The 23,058-nt window shown below is 54.4% G+C and carries 10 protein-coding genes; 8 read left to right on the top strand and 2 right to left on the bottom strand.

All coding sequences use genetic code 11. The features are described from left to right. Positions 1-163: 163 nt before the first annotated feature. Complete coding sequence (locus GYMC10_RS15190; RefSeq protein WP_015735301.1) at positions 164-1,495, bottom strand: ABC transporter substrate-binding protein; 1,332 nt, start codon at positions 1,493-1,495, stop codon at positions 164-166. A 740-nt stretch (positions 1,496-2,235) separates the two neighbouring features. Then, positions 2,236-3,129, bottom strand: coding sequence for an AraC family transcriptional regulator (locus GYMC10_RS15185; RefSeq protein ID WP_015735300.1), 894 nt, complete (start codon positions 3,127-3,129; stop codon positions 2,236-2,238). 169 nt (positions 3,130-3,298) lie between these two features. Between GYMC10_RS15185 and GYMC10_RS15180 the strand changes: the two genes are divergently transcribed. The 8 genes from GYMC10_RS15180 (at position 3,299) to GYMC10_RS15145 (ending at position 22,914) form a co-directional block, all read left to right on the top strand. After that, a complete protein-coding gene (locus GYMC10_RS15180; RefSeq protein ID WP_015735299.1) occupies positions 3,299-4,606 on the top strand; it encodes an alpha-L-fucosidase in 1,308 nt (435 codons plus the stop codon). A gap of 948 nt (positions 4,607-5,554) precedes the next feature. Next, positions 5,555-8,794 carry a glycoside hydrolase family 2 TIM barrel-domain containing protein gene (locus tag GYMC10_RS15175; RefSeq protein ID WP_015735298.1) on the top strand — a complete coding sequence of 1,080 codons (3,240 nt, stop codon included), beginning with the start codon at positions 5,555-5,557 and terminating at the stop codon, positions 8,792-8,794. Next, positions 8,794-10,839 carry a beta-galactosidase gene (locus GYMC10_RS15170; RefSeq protein WP_015735297.1) on the top strand — a complete coding sequence of 682 codons (2,046 nt, stop codon included), beginning with the start codon at positions 8,794-8,796 and terminating at the stop codon, positions 10,837-10,839. Before GYMC10_RS15175 ends, GYMC10_RS15170 begins: the two co-directional genes overlap by 1 nt. Before the next feature lie 5 nt (positions 10,840-10,844). Further along, the gene (locus GYMC10_RS15165) at positions 10,845-13,253 is read left to right on the top strand and encodes a glycosyl hydrolase family 95 catalytic domain-containing protein (protein ID WP_015735296.1); all 2,409 of its coding nucleotides are present in this window, start codon (positions 10,845-10,847) and stop codon (positions 13,251-13,253) included. A gap of 47 nt (positions 13,254-13,300) precedes the next feature. Beyond that, the gene (locus tag GYMC10_RS15160) at positions 13,301-16,414 is read left to right on the top strand and encodes a glycosyl hydrolase 2 galactose-binding domain-containing protein (protein WP_015735295.1); all 3,114 of its coding nucleotides are present in this window, start codon (positions 13,301-13,303) and stop codon (positions 16,412-16,414) included. Beyond that, the gene (locus GYMC10_RS15155; RefSeq protein ID WP_015735294.1) at positions 16,411-18,660 is read left to right on the top strand and encodes a glycosyl hydrolase family 95 catalytic domain-containing protein; all 2,250 of its coding nucleotides are present in this window, start codon (positions 16,411-16,413) and stop codon (positions 18,658-18,660) included. The genes GYMC10_RS15160 and GYMC10_RS15155 overlap by 4 nt, the downstream gene beginning before the upstream one ends. 37 nt (positions 18,661-18,697) lie before the next feature. After that, positions 18,698-21,778: a family 78 glycoside hydrolase catalytic domain gene (locus GYMC10_RS15150; RefSeq protein ID WP_015735293.1), complete on the top strand. Its 3,081-nt coding sequence runs from the start codon at positions 18,698-18,700 to the stop codon at positions 21,776-21,778. Between the two features lie 11 nt (positions 21,779-21,789). Continuing rightward, positions 21,790-22,914, top strand: a complete 1,125-nt coding sequence (locus tag GYMC10_RS15145; RefSeq protein ID WP_015735292.1) for a glycoside hydrolase family 105 protein — start codon at positions 21,790-21,792, stop codon at positions 22,912-22,914. Positions 22,915-23,058: the final 144 nt, after the last annotated feature.

The following is a 23,058-nucleotide window of genomic DNA, read 5'->3' as shown; positions in this document are numbered from 1 at the left end:
AGGGGAAGGGGGAGAAAAGTTGGTGGGTACATCTCACTAATTTCATCGCAGATTAAATCAAGCAGTTGGTCACCAGGGGGAGCAGATTGCCCTCTATCGCCATAGTTGAATGGATCGCGATAGGAAACCCCCGACTCCATATTCAGAGTCGGGGGTTTTCCCGTTACTTCAATTTTTCCATTTCCTGATCAACCGTTTGTTGCCCCAGTTCTTGTACCTCTCTTAGGATTGTATTGACATCTTTTTGCCCTGTTACAAGTTCAGTTACTTTGTCATTCATTAAGTCAACGATGTGATCTTCTAATGGATGTAATTGACGCATTGGAGCATTTCCGTTCACATACACTGCGTCGAAGTTTTTATCTTGGTCTGGATGGTTTTCAAATGCAAGATCTTTAACCTGCTGTGATTTCAATGGAGAAATCTTTCCTTTTTTTGATACTTCCATTTGGAACTCTTCAGACGTTAAATATTTTAAAATTTGCATTGCCGCATCTTTATTTTCGGAAATGGAAGTAATACCAGCATAGTTGGCGTAAGGTTGAGTGCCATTATCCGGAAGATCTTTGAAGACCGGCATCGAAACCATGTCCCAGTTCAGCGGAAGTTGTTCTTGCGAAACCGCGATCCATTCGGTTAAAAATACATACATGGCGGAAACGCCTGCTGCTCCTCTAAAGTGATCATGACTTGGGAAATTTGCTTTAGCCATTTCCTGCACGCCAGGATTTCTGCTCAATTCAGTGAAGAGGTTAAGAATCCTCTTCCAATTATCGTTGTCTACCGTCACCTTGTTAGTTTCCGGATCAATGAAACCTTGCGATAAGGAATTCATGCGGAAGTAGTGCTTCGGAGACATCCAAAGTCCCATATACTGCGTTCCGTTTTCATTCCGATCGAATTGATGGGCGAGTGCAAACGTCTCCTCCCACGTCATGCCATCTTTCGGATATGGAATCCCGAATTTGTCGAATAAATCTCGGTTATAGAACAAAACAAGAGAATCGTTAAAAATAGGAAGGCCGTAAAGTTGGTTATCAAACGTGGCAGATTCAATAAACCCCGGGGCAAACGAAGCTAAGTCAACTCCATGTTTTTTAGCTAGCTCCGTCATATCATAAGTCAACTTCATCGGTTCGTATGCATTCAAAAATCCACCGGCTCTTGTGAAGTAAATATCAAACTTCGTTTGAGCGGCTACTAGTTGTTCCAATGAAAGTCCTCTATTCGAAATATGGTTAATCGTGTATGTAGGGAACTTTTTCTTCACGTAACTCCCTACATTTGCTTCAAATTCTTCATCGGAAAATATTGTAGAAAATGTGACTTCGGCATTTTCCGGCGCCGGAGGTTCTGCTGTCGGATCATTACCGCCCGACGGCGCAACAGTACCCTCAGTATTAACAGTACCTTCAGTATTACCGTTAGTACAAGCTGCAATTATACTTAAAATCAGAATAATTACCAACAGCAGTCCCATTCTTCTTTTCAACATTTCGTTTTCCCTCCCTTAGTTTGAAGTGGATAATCCTAAAACCCGAATCCAGACCACCCCCTCTCAAAGTCTGTGCCGTTGCCTGTAAGCGCATACAAGTTTTGCGTTCGCGTTTGCAAGTATCTGGCACTATTGTATAGGAGTGTTTCCATCAAAAATATACGGCTATAATCGTAAATATAGGGCGATCGAATCTATTGTTGATTCTCGGAACCGGGTATTGGACGGTGCTGCTCTTAATCGACAGCCCATCAAGAGGGACGATACGAGAACGCTGTGGATTATGATATCAAAAGGAAATGCAAAAAAAACAGGACCGCTTCCCTGAAACTGGAACGCGTTCCGAGTCTTTACTTGCTATCCATGTTGGACAATGCCGTTAAGCTAGGCAAGTATCGGATTGATTAAGTCGGCCAGTTTTGGAGCAATTCCTCTAAGATAGGGCAAGAAGGTTTTCTTCCTTATGTTGAAGTGAAGAAAGAACAGAATATTAATCTGCTCGGAATGGCTTATTTTAAAGACGCAAAGATGGTAGAGACAATAAAGCCGTTTGAAATTGCAGGGTATATGGGAATTAAAGGGCGGCGAGTTTCTTGAGGGGATAAGGAGCGCTGACAAGAGGCTTACAAAAATTTGAAGTAAGCGTATACACAGAGGTCCGGCGAGTCGGCCGAGATCGTCTTCGAGCTGGATCGGCGGGCGTTCTCCATCTGGAGCACACCCGCCAATCGATGTGCGGTTTATGAGAGTCCCCGCGCATACCGCTTCCGGCATTGCGAAGGGGAATGCCTCTTGTACTGCCTGAACATTTGACTGAAATAATTGACACTGCCGAAGCCGACTTTAAACGCGATTTCCGTGATCGGATCGGAGGAATGGATTAATAATTGCTCGGCGGCGTTGATTCGGAGCAAATTGACGTACTCCACGAACGTCTTGCCGGTTACCTTCTTAAAGGTTCTGCAAAAGTGGTATTCGCTCAAATTGACGATGCCGGCTGCTTGCTGTACGGTGAGCTTCTCTGGATAATGCCGCTCCACAAACGCTATAAGCTCTTTGAATCTATCGGTTAATTCCGCGCCTACCGTATCTGCGGAACCGGTTGGTCCATGCAGATGGTGATGGCGGGATAAATGTACGAGCAGCAGATGCAGCATGGACTGGATCGCAACCTGATAGCCTATAGCCTGCTGCTCGTATTCGGCGATCATCTGCTTGACAATACCAGCGATGAGCGAATTATACGCATCCGTTACCGGCAGAAGGATGGGAAAAAAACGTTTTCCGGAAGCATAAGGATTTGTGATTTGCACATGACTGGAGCCTGCCACTCGGCTTTCGGCTAGCACGGAATGAAAGACCAGCGCGTAATATTCCACCTGATGCTCGTCATCCGCAAACCCCGTATGGATCATGCCCTTGTTCACGAACATCAAATCGCCAGGTTCCGGTTTAACCGTCTCGGAGCCGATATAGAAGGTCGCGTTTCCCCTGATAAAATAGATGAGTTCCAAGTCATCATGCCAATGCAGGTGCAGTACTTCCTTGCCGGGCGGAATGATGTGGAAGACGTCAAACGGAAAGTCCTGATCGCGATGCGGGACGTCTTGCTTGATTTGATAAGGATTTGTCATGCCGCAGTCCCCTCGAAAAGCAATATCCCTTAACTTTACAGCAATATCAGCTAGAGAACTTTTAATAGGAAGCATCTATAATTATAGACTATCAACCGCTGGAATGAAAGTAATGAAAGCGATATCCAAAACAAGAACAGCCAAATAACGGTTACGGGAGGATTATCGAATGGGATTTGAAATTGAGCAGACAACAGGGGATTCAAGCTGGTATACGCATGATCGTTTCGGCATGTTCATTCATTGGGGCTTGTACTCGCTGGGCGCCAGGCACGAGTGGATGAAGGGCCGGGAATTTATGACGAATGAGCAGTACGACAAATATTTCAAGCGCTTTGACCCGGATTTGTACGATCCCGAGCTATGGGCTACTCTTGCATCGGACGCCGGCATGAAATATTTCGTAGTCACCACGAAGCATCATGAAGGCTTTTGCTTATGGGATTCGGCTCTGACTGATTACAAAGCGACCAACACGCCGGCAGGCCGGGACCTGCTGACGCCGATGATAGAAGCATTCAAGTCAAAGAACATTAGGCCGGGACTGTATTACTCCCTGTTGGATTGGCATCATCGGCATTATACGCTCGATGTCAAACATCCGCTTCGATATAATAAGGAGTTTCTGGAAGACCAGAAGCACCGCGAATGGCAGAAGTATGTCGACTACATGCATGAGCAGACGAGGGAGCTGCTGACTAAATTCGGCAAGATTGATTTGATGTTTTTCGATTTCTCTATCCCGTCGGAACAAGGCTTCCCTGGCAAAGGCAAGGAAGAGTGGCAAAGCGAGAAGCTGGTGAAGCTTATTCGCGAGCTGCAGCCGCATATTTTGCTGAATGATCGCCTGCAGGTGAAAGGGGACATCACGACGCCGGAGCAATATCAACCGCGCGAGTGGATTCAAACGAACGGCAAGCGCGTTGTCTGGGAGGCGTGTCATACCTTCAGCGGCTCATGGGGGTATTACCGCGACGAAGAAACGTGGAAGAGCGTCGACACCCTTGTGAAAATGTTAATAGACACGGTAAGCAAGGGAGGCAATCTGCTTCTTAACGTCGGACCGACAGGTCGAGGTGAATTCGATGAACGTGCCATCGATCGTTTAAAGGGAATTGGCGAATGGATGAAACGCCACAGCAAGTCGATTTACGGCTGTACGGCCGCGCCGGAGGAGCTTCAATGTCCGGAAGATTGCCGTTTTACCTACAATCCGGAGAACAACCGTCTTTATCTGCACGTTTACAGCTGGCCTTTCAAGCATATTCATCTGCGCGGTTTGACGGGCATGGTGGAATATGCACAACTGCTGAACGATGCTTCGGAAATTAAAATGAAGCAAGGCGAAGAGGAAATGACGATGGAAGCGGGCGCTTTCAACGAGGGAAGGCCGCGCGATATCCTGACGCTGCTGCTGCCGGTCAAGAAGCCGAACGTAACCGTCCCTGTCATCGAGCTTTTCTTGAAAAGCCGATGAGTAGACCGAAGCTGGGGTTGCAGGGGCCGGTCATCGCCTGGCAGGACTCATGAGCCGGGGGAGTCGAGACACTATTTTTAACTAGCTGGTAGACGAATATGGCAATCTGTTATAGCAATTTTGTTACTGCAACCTGTCTAAGCAACCTATCAAAGTAACCTATCAAAGTGACCAGTCCTAGCAAACCTGTCTTAGCAACCTACCCTCAACAGAGCGGAGGTTGCTTTTGTTTTTTTAAAATATATGGCTCATGGAGGCTTTCAGACTCTAACGGTCAACACGGAGCCTAATCGCCTTTAAATGACCTCCTTCCGGATGTCACGTTTGCAGTGGAGCTTATTCGGCTGAAAGTAGGTCATTTTTGCGGATTTTGGTCACATAGCGTTCCTCATACAGGATGAAAAGCGCTCAAACAGGCCATTTAAGCGCTGTGGTAACCGTTGAATGCTGGAGAATCACTCCAACAGTGGTCTGCACATCGAGTGGGGCATTGTAGTCGAAATTAATGCTACATTCGGTGGTCTGAACGTCCAACGGGGGCATTGTGGTCGAAATTTATGCTACATTCAATGGTTTTCACGTCCAGTGGGCGCATTATGATCATAGATTTCGGCGGTCTAGTCGCTGCGTAGACGTGGATAGCATCGGCCGTTTCACCTTCGTGAAACCCCCCTATAAACACAGTTGAATTAGCCTATAAACGAAGTCTTGAAACCGTGTAAAGTGGTCTTCAAACAACAGAAGCATTTTACCCGCAAAAGGCTGTCATAAAGTAACGGGGAGGGCATTGCCTTTTCGGACGATCTTCTGCATTGGACGAAGTATCCCGAGCCGATTATTACGGTCGGCCAACAGTTGGATATGCGGTTTATAGCACGGATCCGGGCGCCTATCTCTTTCACGCAGCGATAGATGCCACGAAATTAGAAGTCAAGGAGCTGTAGAGACATGAGATTGCGATTCAATCAGGAGTCGCCGGATTATGAGAACCCGGACGTTTTGCAGATCCATGCCGAGCCGGCGGATGCGCGGGGCATTCCTTATCAAGATAGGGAGACGGCGCTGGCGGCAGCCGCAACCTGTGACAAGAACGCCTCCTCGTACGTCCAAATGCTTAACGGCGAATGGAAGTTCCATTACGCGGCATGCCCCCAGGATGCGCCGGAGCGGTTCTATGACGAATCGTTCGAGGGTGAGGATTGGGACGCCATTCCGGTGCCGTCGAACTGGCAGCTTCTCGGCTATGGAACGCCGTTGTACAGCAGCAGCAAATATCCGTTTCCGGTTGATCCGCCATTCATACCGAAGCAGAACCCCACAGGCTCTTACCTGCGAACGTTCGAGCTGCCGGAGCAAAGGGCGGGCGGCGACGTTTTTCTTGTATTTGAAGGCGTAGACTCCTCCTTTCACGTGTGGGTCAACGGCGAGGAAGCGGGCTTCGGTCAAGGCAGCCATAACCGGATGACGTTCAAGGTGACGGACTTGATCCGCCCAGGCGTCAACAAGCTGGCCGTTCGCGTCTACCAATGGTCAACCGGCAGTTACTTGGAGGATCAGGACAAGTGGCGGCTAAGCGGCATATTCCGCGAAGTTTACCTGCTGAGCTCGCCGTCGGCGGTCCGTCTGCGCGACGCCCGTATCCGGACACGGCTGTCCGAGTCGTACGACAGCGGCGTGCTCGAGCTTGGCTTAAGACTTGCGGCGTCTTCCGGCAGCAATGGGGAGGGCTATCAGATCAGGGCCGAGTTGCTGGATGACCACGAATCGACGGTCACGGCCAGCGTTGCCGGCGTTCCCTGCCAGATCGGGAGCTCACCGGAAGCAGACATCGCCGTAGAGCTTCCTGTTAGCGCTCCCAAGCTGTGGTCGGCGGAAGAGCCGAATCTTTATACGCTGCTCGTCACCTTATCCGGCGCGGAAGGACAAGTGGAGGAGGTATACCGGTACGCGGTCGGCTTCCGGGATATCCGGGTGCGGGACGGACGGCTCCTGGTCAACGGCAGGCCGGTCATCATCCGCGGGGTGAACCGGAACGAATTCGATCCCGAGCTCGGCCGCGTCATGACGATGGAAGCGATGATCGAGGACATCGAGCTGATGAAGCGCCACAACATCAATACGGTGCGATGCTCGCATTATCCGAATGACGAGCGCTGGCTCGACCTGTGCGACCGCTACGGCCTGTTCGTCGTCGACGAAGCGGACCTGGAGACGCACGGCTGCGTCTTTCTCGGCGAAATCAGCCGATGGATCGACAATCCCGATGAAAAAACAGCTTTCGAAAGCCGCCTGGCGAACGACCCGGCATGGAAAGAGGCGTTCATGGACCGGATCGTCCGGCTTGTCGAGAGGAACAAGAACCACCCGTCCGTCATCATCTGGTCGCTCGGCAACGAATCGGGCTACGGAGCGAATCACGCTGCGATGGCGGCTTGGGTACGGGAGAACGATCCAACGCGGCCGGTCCATTACGAGCGGGCTTACGATGCGCCCGTCGTAGACATTGTAAGCAGCATGTATCCTTCCGTGGATATGCTGATTGCGGAAGGCGAGAAATCGAACGAGACCCGGCCCTATCTGATGATTGAATTCGGGCATGCGATGGGCAACGCGCTCGGCAACCAGAAGGAGTATTGGGATGCGGTTTTCCGTTATCCGCGTCTGTGCGGAGGCTTGATCTGGGAATGGGCGGATCTGTCTTTGCTCCGGTGGAAGCCGGGCGGCGGCTTCGAATACGCTTATGGAGGCGACTTTGGCGACAGCCCCAACAGCGGTCACTTCTGCGTCGACGGCTTGTTGTTTCCAGACCGTACCGTCAAGCCGGCGCTTCTGGAGTTCAAGAAGGCCATCGAGCCGGTCAATGTGCTGCCGACCGATACGGATCGTCTGCTTCGGATCCGCAACCGGTACGATGTTGTCACGCTGGAGCATTTGGCGGTCAAATGGATCGTTTACCGGGAGGGAGTGGCGGTAGAGGAGGGAGAGCTGCAGCCGCTTGCGATTGCCGCGGGAGAAGAAGCGTTCGTCGCCGTTCCTTACCGGACGAATCCGGAGCTGAATCAGGAGCAGGAGCGAAGCGGCGGCGGAGAATATTGGCTCCATCTGAACTTCACGCTCCGCGAGGAGACATGCTGGGCGCCTGCGGGGCATGAAGTGGCGTGGGCGGATATTCCTTTGACTTCATCGGCGGCAACAGGAGCTTCCTTGCAGCCTGTATCGCAATCGGCGATGAGCGCCGTCGCCTTAGAAGATGGAAGCCGGTACGTCAAGGCAAGCGGAGCAGGGTTTTCGTTAACGTTCGACAAAGTAACCGGCGCGCTGGACCGTTGGGAGCATGACGGCTTACCCCTGCTGGAGTCGGGGCCCCGCATCCAGCTGTGGAGGGCGCCGGTCGACAACGATGTTCATCTTGCGAAAAAGTGGCGGGAGGCCGGCTATCATGAGCTGGAGACCCACGTCAGAACGATGGAAGCCCGCCATGCCGCTGGCGGGCGAGCCGTCCAGGTGCGGACGGAGACGGTCCTTGGGGTGAACGGCTTGCGGCCGGCGTTCGCGGCCGTTCAGCTCTACACCGTCTTCGGCAGCGGCGACGTGACGGTCGAAACGAGGCTCGAGCCGCTCAAGGAAGGGCTTCCGCCGCTGCCCAGGGTTGGACTCCGGTTCGTGATGCCATCACGGTTCGGTCATATGTCCTGGCTTGGCCTCGGTCCTCACGAATGTTATGCGGACCGCAAGGAAAGCGGCAAGCTGGGCTTGTACGAAGGAACCGTCGGCGAACAGGTTGTTCCGTACATTAAACCCCAGGAGAACGGCAGCAAGGCCGATGTCCGCTGGGCGAGCCTGACCGATGCTGGCGGAGCCGGGCTATTGGTTACGGGGACGGATGCCCCGCTCGGCCAGTTCGGCGCACGGCCGTATTCGACCGAAGCTTTGGGCGCCGCCCGGCATCATTCGGATTTGAAGCTTCTCGGCGCGACGGAAGTCAGCGTCGACTGGCGCCAGTCGGGGCTCGGCAATCACAGCTGCGGCTATGCGCCGACTCTGCCGGATTATTTGATTCCAGCAGAGCCGGTCTCGTTCACGATTCGATTGAAGCCGATCGTTGCGGGTCCGGAGCGGGTCAACGGCGCTAGGCTGCGATTGCCGGAGCGGATCGAGTGGGAAACAAAGGAGAAGGAGCGAGTGTAATGAACGGTTTGCCTAATAAGATACTGTACGGCGGGGACTACAACCCGGAGCAATGGCCTCGCGGCGTGTGGGAAGAGGACATGCGGCTGTTCAAGCTCGCCGGAATCGACATCGCCACCGTCAACGTTTTCTCCTGGGCGCGCAATCAGCCGGACGAGGAGACGTACCGCTTCGAATGGCTGGACGACGTCCTCGATATGCTGCACGCGAATGGGGTTCGCGCTTGCCTCGGGACCGGCACCGCGGCCCATCCCGCCTGGATGGCGCGCGCGTATCCGGACGTGCTGACCGTGGACTCGCAGGGCCGCAAGAAAAAGTACGGACGGCGTCATAATTCCTGCCCGAACAGCCCGACCTTCCGCCTCTATTCGGAGCGGATGGCGCGGAAGCTGGCGGAACGGTACAAGGATCACCCGGCTTTGCTGCTGTGGCATGTCAACAACGAGATGGGCTGGCGGTGCTATTGCGACAACTGCGAGCAGGCGTTTCGAGTCTGGCTGCGGGAGCGCTATGAAACGCTCGATGCGCTTAACAACGCTTGGTACACCTCGTTCTGGGGCCATACGTTTTACGACTGGGAGGAGATCGTGCTGCCGAGCCAGCAGAGCGAGCATTTCAGCGCGTTCGGCCATGAAGCGACGGCTTTCCCGGCGATGTCGATCGATTACGACCGTTTCAACTCCGACAGCTTTTTGGCCTGCTACCAATTGGAGCGCGACGCGATTAAAGCCGTCATTCCGGATGCGGTCGTGACGACCAATTTCCAGAGCAACGGCACCTATAAGCCGCTAGATTATTTCAAATGGGCCAAGGAGCTGGATGTCGTCGCACTGGACAGCTATCCGGAGAGCGGCACGCCGATGAGCCAAATTGCGATGCGGCACGATCTGATGCGGGGGCTGAAACAAGGCAAGCCGTTCCTGCTGATGGAACAGAGCCCCAGCCAATTGAACTGGAGGGAAGTCAATCCGCTTAAGCGGCCCGGCGTCATGCGGCTGTGGAGCTACCAGGCGGTCGCGCGCGGCGCGGAAGCGGTCATGTTTTTCCAGCTCAGACGATCCGCGGGCGCCTTCGAGAAGTTTCACGGGGCCGTTATCGACCATGCCGGCCATGAGCATACGCGCGTCTTCCAAGAATGCGCCGAGCTCGGACAAGAGCTGCAGCGATTGGGCGATGCGCTGATCGGAGCGAGAACGGCTTCGAAGGTTGCCATCGTGTTCGATTGGGACAATTGGTGGGCGCTCGAGCATTCCAGCGGGCCAACGACGCGGCTCAAATATTTGCAGCAGATTCAGCGCTATTACGATGCCTTCTACAGTCTTAACGTGCAAGTCGATATGATCGGCACGGAGACAAGGCTTGACGAATACGCGCTGGTCGTTGCGCCCGTGCTGTACATGGTCAAACCGGGCTTCGCCGAGAAACTGGAGACGTATGCGGCTAGCGGCGGCACGTTCGTGACGACGTTCTTCAGCGGCATCGTGCAGGAAACCGATCTGGTGACGCTCGGCGGTTATCCCGGCGAGCTTCGGAAGCTGCTCGGCATCTGGGTGGAAGAAATCGATCCGCTGTTTCCGGGCCAGTCGAATTTTCTCGTCATGCAAGGAAAAACCAGCCTGCCGGCTGTCACGTATAGCTGCTCATTAATATGCGAGCGTCTGCATACGGAGGGCGCGGAAACCGTCGCCGTTTATGGCGCGGATTTCTATGCAGGGATGCCCGCGATTACGCGCAATACATTCGGCAAGGGTGAAGCCTGGTACATATCGTCCGATCCGGAAGAACGGTTTTTGATCGATCTGTTCTCCGAGCTGACGACCAGGAACAATATCGTTCCGGTTGCCGCGACGCCTCCCGGCGTGGAAGCGAGCGCCAGGGTGAAGGACGGCAAAAGGTACTTGTTTCTGCTAAACCATAATGACCAGCCGGCGAAGGTCAATGTTGGCAAGGCGCCGCTGCGCGAGCTGCTCGGTGGCTCGGACGTGAGCGGGGAAGCCTCGCTTCCCGCCCACGGCGTCTGGATTCTGGAAGAGCGAACGGAGTGATGGGTATGAAGACGGTTGACGGTTTGGGAACATACGAAGGAATGCTGTGGTATCGCAATCCTGCTGCGGAATGGGTGGACGCGCTCGCCGTAGGAAACGGCCGGCTGGGAGGCATGGTGTACGGCGGGATTTTTCGGGAACGCATCTCGCTAAACGAGGATACGTTATGGTCGGGACATCCGTACGATCCGAATAACCGGGAGGCGGCAGCCTATTTGGAGACGGTACAGAAGCTCGTATTCGAAGGGAAATACCCGGAAGCCCAGCGGACGATCGAAGAGCATATGCTGGGGCCGTGGTCCGAGTCCTATCAGCCGCTAGGCGACTTGTATCTCGAGCTGGAGGAGACCGGCAAAGCGGAGCATTACAGGCGCGAGCTTGACCTGAACGATGCGGTCTGCCGGACGCGGTTTACATTGAACGGGGTTCGGTATGTGCGCGAAACGTTCGTTTCCGCGGTCGATCAGGTCATGGTCGTGCGTTTTACCGCCGATCAGCCCGGCCGGATAGCCGTTTCTGCATCGCTTGACAGTCAGCTGCGGCATCAGGCGCTCCGGGTCTCCGCCGATAAGCTTGCGATGAAGGGACGAAGCCCGTCGCATGTGGAGCCGCTTCATGCCCGGAGCAACGATCCGGTCATCTATGAGGAAGGACGGGGCATCCGCTTCGAGGCGCAGCTGCTCGCCCTGCCGGAAGGCGGAGCGACGACGGAGGACGGGGAAGGACGGATCCGGATCGAAGGCGCGGACGCCGTAACCTTCCTCCTGGCGGCGTCGACCAGCTTCAATGGGTTCGACAAGAATCCCGTCCTGGAGGGGCGAAACCCCGCCGAGCTATGCCGCTCCTGCCTGGATGCGGCTGCCAAGCTTTCCTACGGCGAGCTGCTGGACCGGCACGTCCAGGATTACAGGGCGCTATACGGACGGGTGGAGCTTGAGCTTGATGCCCCCGGTCTGCAGCATCTGCCGACCGACGAACGAATTCGGGCGCTTCGCGAAGACAAGACAGACGAGCAGCTAGCCGTTCTATTTTTCCAATTCGGAAGGTATTTGCTTCTATCGTCGTCCCGGCCGGGAACGCAAGCGGCGAACTTGCAAGGGATCTGGAATCAGTCGATGAGACCGCCGTGGTCGTGCAACTATACGGTCAACATTAATACGCAAATGAATTATTGGCCAGCCGAGGTATGCAATCTTGCGGAATGTCACGAGCCGCTCTTCCGTCTATTGGAGGACTTGCGGATTGCCGGCAGGGAAACGGCGTCTGCCCATTATAAGGCAAGAGGCTGGGTCAGCCATCATGCCGTTGACCTTTGGCGAATCACGACGCCGTCCGGCGGCCCGTCGGGCGGCCCCGCAAGCTGGGCGTACTGGCCGATGGGGGGAGCTTGGCTCAGCCAGCATGTATGGGAGCATTACAGGTTCGGGGGAGACCGGACGTTTCTGAGCCAGGTCGGCTATCCGATCATGAAAGAAGCCGCGTTGTTTTTCCTGGACTACCTCGTCGAGGATGCGGACGGCTACTTAGTTTCCAATCCGTCCACCTCGCCGGAGAATACATTCGCCTTGCCGGACGGACGTAAAGCGGCCGTCAGCATGGACGCCACGATGGATATTGCCTTGCTCCGCGAGCTCTTTGGAAACTGCATGGAAGCGTCCGACCACCTGGGGATCGATCGGGAGCTGCGCCTTGAACTGGCCGCTGCAAGGGCGCGCCTTCGCCCATTCCAGATCGGCCGCCGCGGACAACTGCAAGAGTGGTTCTCGGATTTCGAAGAAGCGGAGCCCGGGCACCGGCATATGGCCCATCTCTATCCGCTGCATCCGGGCAGCGAGCTCGACCATCGACGCACCCCCGAGCTTGCTAACGCTTGCCGGGTATCGATCGACCTTCGGCTGCAGCACGAAGGGGAAGACGCGGTGGGCTGGTGCTTCGCCTGGTTGATCAGCCTGTTCGCGAGGCTGGATGACGGCGAGATGGCGCATCGTTATTTGACCAAATTGCTTAAAAATCCGTTTGACAATTTGTTCAACGCCCACCGGCATCCGATGCTGACCTTTTATCCGCTTACGATCGAAGCCAATCTCGGGGCGACGGCGGGGATTGCCGAGATGCTGCTGCAGAGCCATGCCGGCGAGCTCAACCTGCTGCCCGCGCTGCCGGAGGCGTGGAAGGGAGGCCGCGTATCCGGATTGCGGGCGCGCGGCGGCTTTACGGTATCGCTGGCATGGACGGATCGCGCCCTTAGCGAAGCCGTCATAGCATCGGCAAATGGCGAGCACTGCCGAATTCGAACCGATGGCAATGTGCAGGTAACCGCCGGAACGGAAGCGGTCGAGGTTCGCGAGATCGCTCCTTGCGTCGTGGAGTTTCGAACGGAGCCGGGCGTAACCTATACGATTACGCGGTGCTAGACAGGCGCCAGAGACTATCATTCTTTCTTGGAGAAGGAGGCATTTCATTGAAATCAACGCAGGTGAATCGTTCACAGACGGTGGATCCTTTCGCGGAAATCGCGCTTCGCGAGCATCCGCTTGTAAAGGAAGGCATGACCGAAATCCGGCCGCGCGAATGGACGAAGAGGTTGTTCGGGAGGGGGGAGACTACTGCCGAGCGAATGATCGAGCCGAGCTTCGAGGAACGGCTGAGCCGATTCGGGCAGGAATTGGCCGAGCTTCGCGAGCGATATCGCCCCTATCTAAGGCAGCTATCGCCGCCACCAGCCTATACCCGTCCCAACGGGAAGCTGACCAGCTTCAATTTCCGTTACGAGGAGGGAGGAAGCGGGGAATTCGCTCGCGTGCTGCGGGGCGAAGGCGAGTGGGAACAGGTCTCGATCCCCGACTTCCGCGGGCCGACGAAGGAGAAGGGACGCTGGACCGGCTATTATCGGACGACATTCGGCTATCCGAAGCCGCAAGCAGGAAGGAGAACGTTTCTTGTCTTCAAGGCTGTCGATTATGAAGCGGCCGTTTACGTGAACGGCAAATGCGTTGGTCGGCATGAAGGATTGTTTGCTCCCTTCGAGTTCGACATCACTTCTTTGCTTGAGGAGACCAACGTGCTCGTTGTCGAAGTGAAAAACGATTATCCGATGATGGGCGTCGGCGGCACGCGGCTCGATGGAGACAAGATGTACGCCGCCACGGGTCCGGGCTGGGACGAGCCGGTGTACGGCTGGCATCATTGCCCGCCCGGCGCGGGCATTTATAACCATGTGATTCTGGAGGAACGGGCGGAGCTGTTCGTAGACGACATCTTTATTAGACCCAATCCCGAGGACGGATCGTTTGAGGCGTGGATCGACGTCATGAACATGACGGCGGGTCTCATCGAAGGAGCCGAGCTGACGGTCGACGTTTTTGCGGACAATTTCGAGGGAGAAGGGCTCTCCGGCATTCGCTTCCCGATTGCTTATGCGGGTCCGGGCATGAACAATTACCGTTATAAAATCGCCTTCCCGGCATTCCGCAGCTGGGAACCGGACGCGCCGCGGGTATACCGGCTTAGGGCGAGTCTGGACCGCGAAGGGGAGCTGCAGGATGCCAAAGACCGTTGCTTCGGCATGAGATCCTTCAGGATGGACGAAGCGGCGACGCCGAAAGGGACGCTGTATTTGAACGGACGGCCGATTCTGCTGCGGGGCGCGAACGAGATGGGGCATCTCCAGCAATGCGTCATGCAAGGCGACGAAGGGCAGCTCATTGACGATATTTTGATTGCGAAGCTGGCCAATCTGAACTTTTATCGGATCACGCAACGACCGGTGCAAGAAGAAATTTACGATTACATGGACCGTCTCGGCATGATGAACCAATGCGATTTGCCGGCGTTCGGTTTTATCCGTCGAAACAAGTTCTGCGAGGCAGTGAGGCAATCTGCAGAGATGGAGCGGCTCGTACGCAGCCATCCGAGCGTCATTATGGTATCGCTGATCAACGAGCCATCCCGTCCCGCCAAGCGGGGCAAAGGACATCGGCATCTGTACCGGGACGAAATGGAAGCGTTCTTCGCATCGGCAAGGCATGCCATTTATATCGAGAATCCGGACCGCGTCGTAAAAAACGCGGAAGGCGATTATGATCCGCCGACGGAAACGGGGCTCTCCGATTATCACTGCTATACGATGTGGTATACGAATCATATGATCTCGTTCGGAGAGCTCTACAAGGGCGGGCTTCCGCCGCTCAAGAAGGATTGGAAGACCGGATGCGGGGAATACGGCTCGGAGGCGCTTGATCATCTTGCCCTCATGCACAAGCGCTATCCGCTTGAATGGCTGCCGGAGAACCCGGACGACCCTTGGATGCCGGACGCGATCGTCGACAGCCAGACGTATTCGCATCATGGCGATTGGTATCCGGAAGCCGACCGCATCGGAGACTGGATCGAGCGGAGCCAGCGATACCAGGCATTCGTCACAAGGCTGATGACCGACGCGATCCGCCGGCGCGCCGATCTGATCGTGCAGTCAGCCATCCATCTGCTCATCGACGCTTGGCCGTCGGGGTGGATGAAATCGCTTGTCGGAGCCGACCGGGTGCCGAAGCCGGCCTATTTTGCTTACAAAGACGCTCTGGAGCCGCTGCGGGTACATTGGCGGAGCGACCGATGGCGCGCATATGCAGGCGAACTTCTCGAGCTGGAAGCCTGGCTGCTTAATGATACGCCCGATGATTATCAAGGCATGAAGCTAGTCGCGATGCTTCGGAGCGAGACCGAGGATTACGCTTCCTTCGAGCTGGAAGCCGACATCGGCGGCGCCGATTCCGCTTATGTCGGCTCCGTGCCGTTTGTCATGCCGGCGGTCGATAGACGCCGCACGCTTCAAGCGGACATATCCGCCTATAATCGTGCCGGAGAACTGCTCAACAGCGAGCGGTTCGACATCGAGGTATTCCCGAACGACGTTACGTTCGTCGATGGCGAACCTACAGCCGCGGTAAATGCGGCAGCGATCGGAACCGCAGCGGAAGCGCTGCTCGCCGCGATGGGCTTGCCTTGCCGGACTTATGAAGCCAGCCTCCCTTTCGACGTGATCTTCTTATCTTCCGCGGAGGCATTCCGTCTCCACGAAACCGAGATCGCGGGAAGGATCGAAGCGGGGGCAAAGGCGATCATCGTCCCGGACGAGGGAGGCGAAGCCGAATGGCGAATCGGAGATATCGCCGTGCGGCAGGAGAAAACGGGCAGCCTGTATACGCTGGCCTTCGACGAAGCCGATAAGCGGCTCGAGCGATTCGAGGCTTCCGATTTCCAATTCTTCTATAACCAAACCTTGGACCGAATAGACGCTCTGACCGGATGCGGTTGGTACGCGGAGTCTATGTCGCCGCTGCTTTATGCGTACGCGAAGCCGAAGGGCGGGACCCCATCGGGCGGAGCGCGCAAACGCAGAGTGCCTGTCGTCGGCTCGGTCCGGCACGGGCGCGGCGAGTTGATCTTTGTGGGACTTCGCCTCGAAGGACGGCTGGGCTGCAACCCGCCGCTTGACCAGCTCTTGCAAGAGTTGGTTGTCGGCTGCAGGCAAGGAAGAGGAGAGTTAACGATTCGAGAAGGAGGCGGAGGATTATGAAAGCCATTGAGATAAGTCCGTCCTATGATGTGCCGTGGACGCTGGACACCGGTTATTGTCATGACGGGATTCCGTTGTCGAACGGCGTGTTCGGCGCGTTGATCTGGTTCCAGGACCAGACCGTTATGCTAACGATCAATCGGGCCGATTATTGGGATCATCGCGGCGGAACGATCTGGCGGGACGATTGTACGTACGGCCAACTGAAATCGCTGCTGGAGAGCGGCGATTTCCAAGGCGCGCGGGAGCTCTTCCCGATTACGCTGATGAACGGCAAGGAGAAACGGCCGACGCGGCTGGCGATGGGACGGATCGAAGCGAGGCTGAAGCCGGATGTGCGATTGGTTTCGGCTAACCTGCATATGAACGAAGGCGAGGTCCGGGTGGTGTGCCGTCTTGGCGAACGCGAGCATGTTATCGATCTTGCCGTTCTGATCGATAAGCCGATGCTGCTGCTCTCGGGCGGCGAAGAGCTGTTCGAGAGCATAACGCCCGTACCGTCATATTCCTTCGAGAAAACGAAGGCGTACTTCGACGACTTCGGGATTCCGGCCCCTGAAGCAATAGAAGACGGCTGGGTGCAGGAGCTGCCGGAGGATCCGGCATGCGCCGTAAGGATGAGGCAGCGCGGGGGAACGCTCGCGATCGCCGCGGAATACGGCGCTGATCCGGAGCAGGCAATACAATCGGCAAACGCGCTGCTGAATTCGGTTTCTCCCTCTAACGGAGGGTATGCCGCCGCAACAAGTGAAACAAGAGAGCGTTGGCTGGCATTATGGCGGCAGGCGGCGGATATCTCCTTGCCCGACGCCGAGATTGAACGCATGTATTACTTGGGCATCTACCGGATGTTAGGCAATTCCATGCCGGGCAGGATCGCGCCGACGCTGCAAGGCCCTTGGGCGGAGGAATACCGGAATCCGCCATGGAGCTGCGATTATCACTTCAATATTAATGTTCAACAATGCTTATGGCCGGCATACGGTTCCAATTTGCTGGACAGCCTGAAGCCGCTGTTCTCCATGATCGATGGTTGGAAGCCGACGCTGGCGCTGAACGCCAAACGTTTTGTCGGCATCGATGACGGATATATGCTTGGCCATTCGGTAGACGACCGCGGCCGTCCGGTCGGCGGCATGTGGACAGGGACGATCGATCAGGCGAACACCTCGTGGGTCGCCCAGATGATGTGGCAGTATGCCCGGTATGCCGGAGACGAGGCATACTTGCTGGATGAAGTGATTCCATTCATGAGCAAGGCTCTTCGCGTATTCAGGGAAATGATGGAGACCGAAGGGGATCGCTATTCGCTTCCGGTAACCGTTTCGCCGGAATTCGGCGGCTCGTCGCAAGCCGGACTCGGCCGGAATTCGACCTTCTTTCTTGTCAATGTCCATTTCTTATGCGAAAAGCTGTTGGAGCTCGACGAAAAGTACGGAATCGATCCGGATGCCGCGGCCATGGCAGCCGACATCCGCGAGAAGCTGCCTCCCTACACGGCCGGACCGCGGCAATTCCAAGAGTTCGGCACGAAGCCCGGGCTCGAGCTGTATCTGTGGGAAGGACAGCCGCTCTCCGAATCGCATCGCCATCATTCTCATTTGGCCGGCATCTTTCCCTTCGACACCATCCAAATGGACGATCCTGCGCAGAAAGAGGCTGTCTCGAACGCTTATAAGTCATGGATCGACAAAGGCATGGGGCGATGGGCCGGCTGGTCGATGCCTTGGGCTTCGATCTTGCACAACCGGATGGGCCGTGCGGATATGGCGCTGCTTTCTCTACACCTGCTGAGGGAGGTGTTCATGATGCCGAGCTACGCGACCAGGCATAACGCCAACTATGAAGGCTTCTGCCAGTTTACCGGGGGCGATACCATGCAGGCAGAAGCATCGATCGCCGCGGCGGCGGCGGTATTGGAAATGTACGTGCAATGCGTCAGAGGAACCGTCCGGGTGTTCACGGGGCTGTCCCGGCGATTCAAAGACGCCTCGTTCGCGGGCATCCGGGTGGAGGGAGCGTTTCTGCTGTCGGGAAGCAAAGAAGGCGGAAAGGTAAAGCATGTTACCGTGTACAGCGAACGCAATGAAACGATCCGTCTCGTCAATCCATTCGGAGGTAGGTCGTTGATCAGGAAGGACGGGGCTGTTGTCGAGACGGAAGAGGCGATCATTAGCCTTAAGCTCCGCTCGGGCGAATGCGTCACGCTCGAGTCGGGAGTCCATTTGGTCACTCAATCTTCATAACGAAGCGCGCAAGATAACCTAGCGGGAGGAACTGGATTTGAGCAACCATGTATTGATTACAAATCTAAGAGTGGAACATAGGAGCAATCCAATCGGCATTGATGTAGAGGCGCCGCGTTTTAGTTGGATGATGAATTCCGCCGAACGGGGACAGAAGCAGACTGCTTATCAGATTCTAGCAGCAACCATGCCGGAGAAATTGGCGGAAGACACTGCCGATTTGTGGAATAGCGGTAAAGTCGAGTCCAATGAATCGGTAGCGATCGCCTATATGGGCAAAACCTTGCAGCCAACGACTCGCTATTACTGGACGATCATCGTTTGGGATAAGAATGGTCACATGGTTAAAGCAAAAGAGGAGGCGTATTTTGAAACCGGATTACGGTCAACAGACGGAATAACGGGATGGGATGGGGCCAAGTGGATCGCGATGGATGGCAAGAAGCCTAAAAGCTCCGGGGCGCCGATGTTTAGAAAAGAAACGAAGTTGAACGGGGCGATCAAGCAAGCCAGACTGTATATTTCGGCATTGGGCGTATACGATGCCTATATCAATGGGCATAAGCTAGGGATTGTCAAAGAGGATGGCAGTTGCGTCTACGAGCTCATGCCTCCGGGCTGGACGAACTTCGATCAGACCATTAACTACATGACGTATGATGTTACCCCTTTTATAAGAGATGATGTGGCAACGCTAGCATTCACGCTAGGAAATGGGTGGTGGAATGGCCGAATTTCCAAGGCGCCGTCCCCTGAGAAACAAACGGTGTATTATAACGATGAACGGAATGATCTGGGGTTATTATGCAAGCTATTCATCACTTATGAAGATCAAACGACTCAAGCGATTGTGACGGATATCGATTCCGGCTGGAAGGCGACCGATACGGGTCCAGTGAGAGCCGACGATATTTATGACGGCGAATCGTATGATGCCACGATGGAACAGGAAGGCTGGACGGAAGCCGGTTTTGACGATTCACAGTGGCGCGAGGTCAAGCAGCATGATTATCGAAGCACCTTCCCGAATGTAAACGTGACATCGTATCATGGTCATACCGTGCAGATTATCGATGGTTTAGACCGTGTCCCTCAAGGAATTACCGTATATACCGACGTTGTCAATAAAGCTAGCGCAACCAGCCGAGGAGAAATCAAAGTCGACCATGCAAGAAGCGTTACGGACTTAGAGGTTGCCTGGCGAAGTGCCGTAACGATTGCTTCAGGCGATGTTGCGATCTATGATTTGGGACAAAACATGGTCGGCATTCCGAGGATTACGGTCCAGGGTCGGAAAGGGACTCAAATCAGCATTCGTTATGCGGAAATACTGAATGATTACAGCAATGGCGCAGACGGTCCGGCTGGCTCGATATATACCGCGAATTTGCGGAATGCGAAAGCATCGGATTACTACACGTTAAAAGGATCCGCGATGGAAGAAACCTACCAACCAACCTTAACCTATCATGGGTTCAGATATGTTGAAGTCGCTATTGTCGAGGGCGAATCCGTGCTGATTAAAAGTTTGACGGGGAAGGTAGCGATGTCGGCCCTTCCGGAAACGGGGAGTATTAAAACATCGCATCCGGATATCAATCAACTTTATAGCAACATTATGTGGGGGCAACGCGGTAATTATTTGTGGATTCCAAGCGATTGTCCGCAAAGAAACGAACGCGTAGGCTGGTCGGGCGATACGCAGTTATTTGCCAATACCGCTCTATATAATATGGATGCCGCCCTCTTTCTCGAGAATTGGATGGATATGCTCGTGGAAAATCAAGATACGTATGGAAACGGCGCGTTTACATCGACGGCTCCGAGCGGAAGGTATGCGAATTTCAGAGGTTTTGCCGGCAACGGCGGTTGGGCTGACGCGGGCATTGTCGTGCCGTGGACAGTATGGCAGATGACCGGGGATATAACCATCATTAGCAAAAATTATGAGGCAATGAACCGTCATATGGATTGGATCTATGAACAGACAGGCGAAACGTATAGAGGGACGGGAAGCATCGGGGACTGGTTGAACTTCCAAGGAACAGACCGGCAGCTCATGAGCGATGCTTATTACGCATATGATGCCAAGCTGATGGCGAGCATGGCTGAAGGAATCGGGAACAAGGATGACGTGGAGAAATACGAAACACTGTTCGAACATATTAAAACAGTCTTTATTCAAAACTATCTTCGTATCGATAAAGATGGAGCGTTAATGGTCCTGTCTTCAGGCGGTTATGCGTCATTGGAGTATGATGTCGACCCGGATCAAGTAGGCGTCGAGAACATTATTTTGGAAGACAATAGCCAAGCTGCGCTGCTATGGTGTTTGAAGTTAGGCTTCTATGAAAACGAAGTCCAAAAGCAGCAAATGATCGACTTGCTGGCCGACAACATCCAAAATAATGAGGCATACAAAGCAGCGCATCCAAACAGCTCGCGGGTCCATTATGCCGAGAACACCTTGTCTGTCGGATTCCTTGGCGTAAACGTGATCGCACCTGTTTTATCCGATGTGGGACTGACGGAGCTTGCCTATAAATTGTTGCTGCAAGATGCCATGCCATCATGGTTATATTCGGTAAAAAATGGGGCCACTACGGTTTGGGAACGTTGGAATTCCTATTCGGCTGAAGACGGTTTTGGCGATATACGCATGAATTCATATAATCATTACTCTTATGGCGCGATTGCGGAATGGATGTATAAATATATGGTCGGCATTGCCGCGGATTCAACGCAACCCGGCTTCAAGAACATTATCCTGCAGCCTCATATCGACATAGACAAACAGATCACTTGGGTCAAAGGGTCATATGACTCTGTTCGCGGGGTGATTCGAAGCGAGTGGGAGCTAAACGGGGAACAATTCACATACTCCGTAACGATTCCAGCCAATACGACGGCCAAGCTTTATCTGCCGGCGGATCGCGAACAGCCTGTCTTGGAGGGCGGACGGACGATTCAAATGGCAGAAGGAGTTAGGTTTGTCGACTATACGAATGGCAGAGCGATCTATGAGCTTGAGTCCGGGAGCTATACGTTTACATCCGTTCTATCTCAGGATGCTGGGCGCGTTTCCTCTCGATTGATTAGGTCACCTAACTTGAACTGAAGGAGGACAAAATGAACCGACCCCATGCTTGGTCTGTAAGAACGGCTGACTACATTTTGCAAAACGCTTCTCCGGAAGGATATCACCCTCGCCTTGAGAAAAAGTGGGCTTATGTCACCGGCATGACATTGAAAGCATTCGAACGAGTATGGGAGCTGACCGTTGATTCGAAATACTTCGACTTTATTAAGCTGAATATGAGCCGGCACATTCATGCGGACGGCACGATTGAACAATACGTTCTGGAGGATTATAACCTCGATAATATTAACCAAGGCAAGCTGCTGTATCTGATGCTTCGGCAAACCGGCGATCCGTGCTTCGAGAAAGCGATCAACCTGCTGGCCGATCAATTAAAGGGGCAACCTCGGACGAGCGACGGGGGTTTCTGGCATAAGAAAAGATATCCGTTCCAGATGTGGCTGGACGGTCTGTATATGGCATCGCCGTTTATGGCGGAATATGCGCTTGTCTTCGATCGGCCGGAGTGGTTCGATGTGACGGCACATCAGCTGCTTACAGTAGAGAGGCATACCCGCGACCGGAATTCCGGCCTGTTATATCACGGCTGGGACGAAACCTGCGAGCAAGCGTGGGCTAACCCGTCGACCGGCAAGTCTCCTCACTTCTGGAGCAGGGCAATGGGCTGGTACGCAATGGCGCTTGCCGATACGCTGGAATATTTCCCTCGCGATCATGCGATGCGCGGACAGCTCTGCGGCATTTTCGAACGAATGGCTGGCGCGCTCGTGAAGGTGCAGGATAAGGAAAGCGGTCTGTGGTATCAAGTACTTGACCAAGGCGGACGGAAAGGCAATTATCTTGAAGCATCCAGTTCGGGGATGTTTATATATGCGCTCGCCAAAGGAGTGCGACTTCATTACTTGACAAAAGGCTTTGCCTCGGCAGCTAAACGGGGATATGAGGGAATGTTGGACCGCCTGATCGAGCTCGATGACGAAGGCGGCGTTCACTTGACGAAAATTTGCGCAGGCGCAGGACTTGGAGGCGATCCGTACAGAGATGGTTCCTATGAATATTACCTCAGCGAACCGGTTGTACAGGATTCGATGATGGGCGTTGCTCCGTTTATTCTCGCCAGCACGGAAATCGAACGGATGGACAATCAATCATAACAGCATGAACAGGTAAGCCGGGACTTATCATTACGGGCCCGGCTTTTTCAGACTTCCCATCGTATTGTGCCATTCCACCTTGTCTATCGTGCCGGAAATGACGATCTTCTTAACATACTGCAGCCACTTGGCATGCTAATTACA

It is taken from the genome of Paenibacillus sp. Y412MC10, assembly GCF_000024685.1.
Lineage (GTDB): Bacteria > Bacillota > Bacilli > Paenibacillales > Paenibacillaceae > Paenibacillus_AQ > Paenibacillus_AQ lautus_A.
Note: the sequence above shows the minus strand (reverse complement) of the source record. Positions and strands in the feature narration are given on the sequence as shown.